This window comes from Labilibaculum sp. K2S (assembly GCF_030372765.1).
Taxonomy (GTDB): Bacteria; Bacteroidota; Bacteroidia; order Bacteroidales; family Marinifilaceae; genus Labilibaculum.
Window position 1 is genome coordinate 56,465 of record NZ_JAUCMW010000023.1, and the last position, 9,405, is coordinate 65,869.

Annotated in this window: 5 protein-coding genes; 2 read left to right on the plus strand and 3 right to left on the minus strand. The window is 35.3% G+C overall.

The window, feature by feature from the left end; translation table 11 throughout:
- Window positions 1-12 precede the first annotated feature (12 nt).
- On the minus strand, window positions 13-1,446 hold the full coding sequence (locus QUH73_RS18235) for an ADP-dependent glucokinase/phosphofructokinase (protein ID WP_289531872.1): 1,434 nt from the start codon (window positions 1,444-1,446) through the stop codon (window positions 13-15).
- Between the two features lie 234 nt (window positions 1,447-1,680).
- Window positions 1,681-4,272, minus strand: a complete 2,592-nt coding sequence (gene clpB / locus QUH73_RS18240) for an ATP-dependent chaperone ClpB (protein WP_289531873.1) — start codon at window positions 4,270-4,272, stop codon at window positions 1,681-1,683.
- A 266-nt stretch (window positions 4,273-4,538) separates the two neighbouring features.
- On the opposite strand from clpB, the gene QUH73_RS18245 reads away from it, so the two are divergent.
- Together QUH73_RS18245 and QUH73_RS18250 are read left to right on the plus strand one after the other, a co-directional pair.
- A complete protein-coding gene (locus QUH73_RS18245; RefSeq protein ID WP_289531874.1) occupies window positions 4,539-4,952 on the plus strand; it encodes an OsmC family protein in 414 nt (137 codons plus the stop codon).
- Window positions 4,953-5,113: 161 nt separating this feature from the next.
- Entirely contained in the window at window positions 5,114-5,695 is a 582-nt protein-coding gene (locus QUH73_RS18250) for a peroxiredoxin family protein (RefSeq protein WP_289531875.1), read from the plus strand.
- A 92-nt stretch (window positions 5,696-5,787) separates the two neighbouring features.
- Here the strand turns inward: QUH73_RS18250 and QUH73_RS18255 are convergent, their stop codons facing one another.
- The gene (locus QUH73_RS18255) at window positions 5,788-8,856 is read right to left on the minus strand and encodes an ATP-binding cassette domain-containing protein (protein WP_289531876.1); all 3,069 of its coding nucleotides are present in this window, start codon (window positions 8,854-8,856) and stop codon (window positions 5,788-5,790) included.
- Between the last annotated feature and the right edge of the window lie 549 nt (window positions 8,857-9,405).

A 9,405-nucleotide genomic window follows, 5' to 3' on the forward strand; every position in this document is an offset into this window, starting at 1 on the left:
TTTCGTTCTTCTTTAACGGGCACCAACCAATGATACCGAAGAGATTGTATCTCCCATACCAACAAGTGTAACTGGTTTATCAATTAAGATGGTTGGAACAGCAATAATTTCTAATCTCTCATTGCTGAAGATTCCTGTTTCTAAAAGCTGATTTTCCCCAAAAATATTGGTTACAGTCTCTGAAAGGTTTGACAATTCATTTAACCCAACCTCCGACACTTCATGATCTTTTGCCCAAAGCAACACTTCTTTTTTATCAATAGCACCTGTCCCGGCTTTGGCGGCAGCAACAGTTGCGGCCAATTGCATTCCATTTCGATTCTGAAGAGGAGAAACGCTAAATCCTTTTTCCTGAAGAGTAAGATACAATCCAAACATATGAAGCTGCATTCTAGAGCAATTGGTATATTCACGAATCTTCAGCATTCCTTCAAACAGGTTCGAACTATTGGTGTTTTTTTCACATTTCTGCGCCAATTCGTCCTCACCTATAACCTCTAAAATATCTATTAATTCCCGTTCGTTAAAACCTAAGCTATCAACACTTTCAACCAAACTGTCAATTAAATATTTACGAATTACTTTGTTCTGAGTAGATGCAACTTCTAAATGCAGTAAACTTTCAGGACAAGATTCCCGCCATTTTGCAATCATTGCCTTTGAAAAATCGATTCGATCTATGCCTTTGGTTCCACCACTAAGAAACTCATGAAGCATCTTATAGCCAGACAAAATTATATATTCAGGATTGATGTCGTTTTGCGACATTCTGTTTGCAAAATTCTCGTCGATATGCAATTTAAAATTCAATGGATCGTAGGTTGCAATAAAACGATTCGCCTTCGGACACACATATGTTTCACCATTTAAGCTGATAGAATCTCCCTTATCAAATTCGATAATCCAATGAATTAAAGCTAAATCAGAAGAACGATTTACCTTAGATGCCTGCTTAATTTCTCCCTTTTCATCGTTTGTTAATAAATTGGGAAGATCTAAAAACAGTTTAGACTGATCTTTTGGAGCAGAAGCACAATGCACATAAACTGAGTTTACGCCACAAACGGCCATTACGTTTGCCACGATTCCTCCCTGTCCTCCCATTTGCATTTTGTCGTAGCCAACATTTTTGTTTAGCCATTCAAAAACTTCAACATCTTCAATTAACCATTCTTCAGCAATTCCATTTTTAAAGCAATTCAGAAAACCACGTATCGCATCTTCGTTGGAACGAATAATTGTCTCACCTTCACAAATGATCAAATCTGTATTCAGATTATTCTCTGCAATTAGGTTTTGAATTCCTTTGCCATTCACCTTAATTACAGCATCAACATTGGCATTAAAAGCACTAATCAGTCCATTAATTTTACCCATTTTTTGCAATTGGGCAGGTGCTGTTTTGTAGTTTTCAAGCCATTTGGCTTTTAATTCGATCGAAGACATTTGGTCCTATTTTAGAGTTAAAATACTAGTTTTCAAAATTTATCAATTAACAAAGAAATTAAATTAAATTTTAATGTATAAAAATTGCCTGTGAAAAGCAGAAAAAAATCTCCGCAAAGGTTTGAAATAACAAGTAAATATTCACAATTGAGTGTTTCTATTATCAAATTTTGAGCTAAAAAAAGCCTGCTCACAATGCAAGCAGGCTTCGTATTTAAATCAAGTTTGATGATTTTACAGATTATGAAAAACCAATCCATTTTCCTCAGCATCAATTAAAATCTTTTGATTGGGAGCAATACTTTCCGACAAAATTTGTTTCGACAATTCGTTAAGAACCTCTCTTTGCAACACCCTTTTAATTGGACGGGCACCAAATTGAGGATCAAAACCAACGTTTCCAAGGTAAGTAACTGCCTTTTCGCTTAACTCAATGCTAATTTCATTTTTCATGAGCATCGATTTTACCATCTCAAACTGTAATCGAACAATTTGTTTTACTTCTTCCCGATCCAATGGAGTAAAAACAATGGTTTCATCAATACGATTTAAAAATTCAGGACGAATGGTCTTTTTCAACAAATCGAGAACTTCATTTCGAGCTTCCCATATTAATTCTCCTTTATTGCCCGAATCCATTTTCGAAATCTTTTCCTGAATCAGGTGAGAACCCACATTTGAAGTCATGATGATAATCGTATTCTTGAAATCAACAACTCTTCCTTTGTTATCCGTAAGTCTGCCATCATCCAATACTTGCAAAAGAATATTGAAAACATCGGGATGCGCTTTCTCAATCTCATCAAGAAGAACAACAGAGTATGGCTTTCTGCGAACCGCTTCGGTTAATTGCCCACCTTCATCGTAGCCAACATATCCCGGAGGAGCTCCAATCAATCTTGAAACTGAATGACGTTCCTGATATTCGGACATATCAATTCTAGTCATGTAGTTTTCATTATCGAACAGAAATTCGGCCAATGCTTTTGCCAATTCCGTTTTCCCCACTCCAGTCGTTCCCAAGAAGATGAACGATCCAATTGGCCTTTTCACATCCTGCAAGCCCGCTCTGCTTCTTCGAACAGCATCTGCAACAGCCGAAATTGCCTCCTCTTGCCCTACCACTCGTTTATGAAGCTCTGTTTCCAAGCCAAGTAATTTTTGCCTTTCACTTTTTAGCATCCTGTTGACAGGAATTCCCGTCCAGCGCGATACCACATAAGCAATGTCTTCACTTCCAACCTCCTCTTTAATCATGGCATCTGAATTCTGATTAATTTTCAGTTGTTCATTCAAACGCTCAATTTCTTCCTCAACCTCTTTAACTCTGCCATAACGAATTTCTGCAACCCTGGCGTAATCACCTTCACGCTCTGCTTTTTCGGCCTCGTACTTCAGGTTTTCCAATTCTTCCTTATTCTTTTGAATGCCATCAATTACTTCGCGTTCAGCTTCCCATTTTGCCCGAAGACGATTTCTTTCATCATTCAACTCAGCAATTTCCCGCGACAAATCTTCCAATTTCTTTTTATCACCTTCCCGCTGAATTGCCATTCGTTCAATTTCCAACTGTTTAATCCTTCGTTCAATTTCATCCAGTTCTTCGGGCAATGAATTCATTTCCAAACGCAATTTGGCAGCAGCCTCATCAATCAAATCAATCGCCTTATCCGGCAAAAACCGATCTGAAATATATCTTTGAGATAACTCAACGGCAGCTATAATTGCTTCATCTTTAATCTGAACCTTATGATGATTTTCATATCGCTCTTTTAATCCACGAAGAATGGAAATTGCACTTAGGGTATCTGGCTCATTCACCATAACCTTTTGAAAACGTCTCTCTAAAGCTTTGTCCTTTTCAAAATACTTTTGATATTCATCTAAGGTAGTCGCACCAATTGCACGCAAATCACCACGAGCCAATGCCGGTTTTAAAATATTGGCCGCATCCATAGCACCTTCGCCTTTTCCTGCACCAATCAAAGTGTGAATCTCATCAATGAACAAAACAATATCTCCATCCGACTCAACGACCTCTTTCACCACTGATTTTAACCGCTCCTCAAATTCACCTTTGTATTTTGCTCCCGCAATCAATGCACCCATATCCAGAGAAAAAACCTGTTTGTTTTTCAAATTATCCGGAACATCACCCTTAACAATACGATGAGCCAATCCTTCGGCAATAGCTGTTTTTCCCACACCTGGTTCTCCAATTAAAATCGGGTTATTTTTCGTTCTTCGCGATAAAATCTGAAGAATTCTTCTAATTTCCTCATCACGGCCAATTACAGGGTCTAATTTTCCGTTTCTAGCTCGCTCATTTAAATCAATTGCAAATCTTCGCAAAGAATTAAATGTATCCTCTGCCGTTTGAGAATCGACCTTTGCTCCTTTTCGTAATTCATTGATAGCCACAGTAAAATCTTTCTCATTAATTTGATTATCCTTAAACAGATTTGAAATTTGATCCTTCCCTTTTAAAAGACCTAACAAAATATGCTCAAGAGAAACAAACTGATCACCCATTTTATTTGAAATCTCAGTTGAAAACTGCAAAGCACTTGTGGCTTCTCTTGAAAGGTAAGGATCACCTCCAACTACCTTTGGATAGCTTTCCAAAATCTTATCTAAGACCAACGAGAAGTTTATTAAGTTTACTCCTAACTTCTTAAATAGAAAATTGGTGATATTCTCTCCTTCTACCAAAACACCCTTTAAAATGTGTCCGGTATTAACTGCCTGCTGTTGTTTACCCGCTGCTAACTGAAAAGCCTTTTCAATTGCCTGCTGCGATTTAATTGTAAAATTATTGTAGTTCATATTTTTGATTTTACGACTTCATTTATTATAAAATGGCTAATTGTCATTCAAAACGAATCATTCAAAACATTTGCCAAATTGACAATGAGGTCAATAAGCAGAAAAAATGTCTGAACTACAGCAAAACAATCAGTCAATTTGACATATTGTCAACAACTTACCTGAAAACATTTCCGATATGCTGTTAAACAAACAAAAAAACAGTGACACATCTGTATAATTATATATATTTACAAACTGAAATTTAAAACAAATAAAGATACAATATGAAAGCAACTACAACTTGGACTCAAGGAACGTCTTCAATTATTACAGATAACAGAGGTCACGAAGTTACAATTGACCTACCGGCAGGAAAAGGTGGAGAAGATTTAGGAGCTACAGCATTTGAATTGTGCTTAATGAGCTACTCCGGATGCGTAAATACAATTTTCAATATCGTTGCAAAAAAAATGAGAATTGAATTTACTGCTCTTGAAGTAGATACTACCGGATTTCAGAAAGATGACGCTCCAACCTTTACTGATGTTGAAGTTGAATTGAGAATTGACTCTAATGCAAGTGATGAAAAAATCGACAAGTGCTTACAACAAACTTTGAAAATGTGTCCTGTAGGTGTTTTATTTCACCAAGCAGGTGTGGACACAACATACCAAATTCGTAAAATGCAAAAAGCATAAACTAATATTCCATTAGTACTTTAATCCCTTGTTTGCGCAAGGGATTTTTTTTTGCATTTATCGCCATTAACAAATCATTAACGCCAACATAGCCTTCTACTTGCTTAAAAACTAAAAATAAAAGACTAATTTGTATTTTATTTCACATAAACACATAGAATATGAAAATTTTACTGGTGGCTGCAATATTATTAACCAGCCTTACAAGTTTTGGTCAGAAGGAACAAAGCAGCATATTGGTAGGGCAAAAAGCTCCTATGTTTAAGGCAATGGATCAATATGGTAAAACAATAACAAGCGATGAAATTTTAAAGAATGAGCAACTAATCGTTGTATTTTACCGCGGACAGTGGTGTCCTTACTGTAATAAGCACCTATCTCATCTACAAGATCATGTTGGAGATTTTAAAAAATCAGGTGCCCGATTGGTAGCAATTACTCCAGAAACCACTATGAATGTTAGTAAAACAATAGATAAGACAAAAGCAGAATATTCCATTCTGCACGATGTAGATTCCAAAATCATGAAACAATACGGTGTTGATTTTGTATTACCTGAAAAATTACAGAAAAAATATAAGGAATATGGTATTGATCTTGCCGCTTCAAATGGAAATGATGATCAAACACTTCCTGTTCCAGCAACTTATGTGATTGGAAAAGATGGCATCGTAAAATATGTGCAGTATGATCCTGATTACAAAAACAGATCGAATGCTGAAGAAATAATAAAACATTTGTAATATTTTATTATTCGCTTTAATTACAAAAAATCTCTAATAAAAAAGGAGTTAAACAATTTAGTTTAACTCCTTTCATATTTTATCCATCACAATTACTTCAGACGTTTTCTGGTAATTCGTATGTGGCCTTCGGGAAGTATCTTAACCCATAATATTTCTATCAGAAGCAATAATCTTCTTAAAACATCAAAATAAAGTGTAAAGTAAAAAAACAAGCTGGTTAACCAGATAACAATCACATTAAACCAAAAAGTATTCACAAGATAATTTCCAATTCGTTTCTGAGATGAAAATAGTTGGGCTCTTCCCATTTTATTCCCGGGAATTTGAAAAACAGGGTCTTTTAATTGAATCAATTCACCTTTAAATTCAACAATTTTATTTAGCTCTCTTCGATTTAAAACAATCTGTTCAATAGCTTCGTTATGGTGTTTTTGTTTGAATTCAAACAATCCATTTTTACCTCCGTATTGTTCCAATAAGTTTAGGTAAGCCTGATCTCTTTTATCTGACTCGGTTTTATAATTAGCCCACCCGTTTTGCTTAATTTTCTTTAGCCATTCCAACAAATCAACCGAAGAGTTCACAAATCCGTTTTCGGTAAGTTCCACTCCACTTGGCAAAGTATACAAGTCTGCCAATTTTCCAAATTCGTTCTGCAATACCTGCAACTGTTTTAAATTGCTTGTTTGCAACCAGCTTTGGTATCGCTGCTTTAATTCAGGAACATAGAATGATGACCGAAACGAAGCCTCACTCATTTTTTGTTCATAATCAAAAAACTGACTCTCAAAATCGTTGTTTCTGAATTGTTCTACTATTAAAGCTTCATAAGCCCAACGTGAAGTCATTAAATCGCCAACAAACGGCACGTATTTTTGCGAAGTTATAGCCGGATGTAATTTTGTAAAGTTCACAATTACACCGGAGAACAATAGCTGTGGCACCAAAATAAAAGGGATAGAAACATAAACCGCCACAACAGTATTCAAGGCTGCCGACAAATTTAAGCCAATCATATTAGCGCAGGCGGATGCCGTATACAAAACCAACCAATATTCTAAAGTCAATCCTTTAATTTCGAGAATAGTATTAGCTATTAAAACAAACAGCAAGGTTTGAATTGCCGAAATTACAAGCATCACAATTACCTTTGAATTTAAGTAGCTAAACCGGCTTAAATTGAGAAAGGATTCCCTCTTCATAATTCTCCGGTCATGAAGAATTTCTTCTGCTGAAATAATCAATCCTAAAAAGAGAGATACCACCACAGCCATAAAAATAAAGGAGGGGATATTTTCATTATTTGAGAAAATATAAGCCGTAGGATCATCATCCGTGCCACTAATATATTTGGTGAAATATCCCAATATAACTGCTAAAACAGGAGCTTCAAGGAGAGTAATAAAAATATACTGTTTATTGCTGATTTTCGCTTTTACATCACGCGCCAAATAGATCTTTAACTGCTCTGTTCGTTTGGGAATACTAAAATAATTGATTGGAATCATTCGTTTCCGCTTTGGTATCTTAACCGGATTCTTCGCTTCAATATTCTCTTTGTACAATTCGTACCATTCATCGGAACTTCTCTTTCTTTTACGGATTTGCCTGCCGTACTCATTCATCATTCGGGTTTCCACAATTCTTAGAATCTGCTCCGAATTTACATTACCACAAGTCAAGCACTCGCTTTCATCTGCTTTAACATACTGACTTTGAGTTTTAAAATAGACTACTGCATCAATTGGATTTCCAAAATAGATCACTTTTCCACCTTGATCCATAATAATTAACTTATCCAGCAGCTTAAAAATATCTGATGATGGTTGATGAATGTTACACATCACCAATTTCCCTTTTAAAACCTGTCTTTTCAGCAACAACATCACCTTTTCAGAATCCATACTCGATAATCCGGAAGTAGGCTCATCCACAAACAAAACCGAAGGTTCCCGCATTAATTCCAATGCAATATTTAAGCGCTTTCTTTGTCCGCCACTCAAAACCTTGTTAATAGGATCTCCAACTTTTAGATCTCTGGCTTCAACCAAATCAAAATTTTCAATGGTATCATCTATAATATTCTCAATTGTTTCCTCATCCAAATTATCGAAACATAGCTTGGCGTTAAAAAACAAATTCTGGTAAACTGTTAATTCCTCAACCAACAAATCATCCTGAGGAACGTATCCAATAACGCCCTCAAGTTCCTCTTTATCCTTATGAAGATGATATCCATTAATATATATATCGCCCTGATTTAAAGGTAAATTCCCATTCAACACATTTAGCAAGGTAGATTTTCCTGTACCACTGCCTCCCATTATTCCAATCAGCTGTCCTGATTCTACATGAAAATTAACCGGGAATACACCATTATTAGACCCGGGGAACCTAAATTCAATATTTTTAGCAACGAAGCGAATATCGGAAAGATTTTTCCGCTCAATAAATACCGATACAATTTGGGAATAGTATATTGGATCAATTCTATGACTTCTAATCACAGATCCATACGAGAGTATATAGGCACGATCCAATTTAATATTATGGCCGTTTAAAAAAAGGTTGTACTCACCAAAATATTTCATCAGAAAAGTATTCGTACTTTCAAGATGCAGAATAAATAAACGACCTCGTAGTCTGGGACTAAAAATATGCTTAACAACCTCATGTTCAAAGGACTCATTAGCATCAACAATCAATAAATACGGATTAAACGGGATAGAATATTCAGTTCCCAAAATAAACTGCAGACTGTATTCAAATTCTTCTTTAGGTATTTTAAATGCTTTAGAAACCGTCTTTACAAATCCAAGTTCTTCCGGACCAGTATATTCAGAATCATCAATAAATTCAAGAAGCTGCAACATAATCCAAACTTTCTGTTCCTGCTCCGCCTCCTCAACTAATTTTGCACAAACATCTGCCACTTGCTTGTGTTTGTTTTGAATTGTATCCTTATTTCCTTTCGCGTAATATGATTCTTTTAGGTAACGATTGAAATTATCTAAATATCTTTCATGCCATTCCTTACTAAACCGCTTCACTAAATACTTTGAAACAACATCTCGCGCAGCGATCTCAAAACCAACCTGTTGTTCATCCACAATAATGGCGAAAAGTTGCATTAAAGCATTTAGTACTGACTCATTCATGGGGTAATTATAGAAGTTAAATTTTTGCTAAAGGCCTAATTTAGATAAATTCCCCGAGCTATGGAAAAGTTCTTTTTTATAAGACTCAAATTCCATAAGGTAATTTCCTGAAATTAATCAAAATCAGATCCCGTTTATCCTATTTCAGAGTAGCAAAAAAATACATTAAGGATTTTTAACATCTATTCGCAACCGTTTATCAAAGATTTTCGTATATTTAAATAATTAGGTGACACAAAAGGTTTTTCATAGATAATAGATTTAGGTTATTGATTAGATTAAAAAGCCTAGGTAAGTACCTAGGTTTTTTTTAATCATTTATTTTGGAAAACCTATATTGTTGCAAACGTACCGAGCTTCGTATTTTTAGCAACAATTAACTTTTGTTAAATGCACTTAACTAAAGAATGCAGTATGTTTGTAAAGTAGACGAGTGGTAAACGTTTTTTCATAGATAGTAGATTTAGGTTAGTAATTAGTGGTTAGTAGAAAAGCTTGGGTGGGGATCCAAGCTTTTTTCTGTTTACCTTTTTTTTCATTTCTGATTTA

Bases quoted from the DNA above. Each gene is read 5' to 3' on its own strand.
- QUH73_RS18235 (WP_289531872.1), bottom strand. From the start codon at position 1,446: ATGTCTTCGATCGAATTAAAAGCCAAATGGCTTGAAAACTACAAAACA.
- clpB (WP_289531873.1), bottom strand. From the start codon at position 4,272: ATGAACTACAATAATTTTACAATTAAATCGCAGCAGGCAATTGAAAAG.
- QUH73_RS18245 (WP_289531874.1), top strand. From the start codon at position 4,539: ATGAAAGCAACTACAACTTGGACTCAAGGAACGTCTTCAATTATTACA.
- QUH73_RS18250 (WP_289531875.1), top strand. From the start codon at position 5,114: ATGAAAATTTTACTGGTGGCTGCAATATTATTAACCAGCCTTACAAGT.
- QUH73_RS18255 (WP_289531876.1), bottom strand. From the start codon at position 8,856: ATGAATGAGTCAGTACTAAATGCTTTAATGCAACTTTTCGCCATTATT.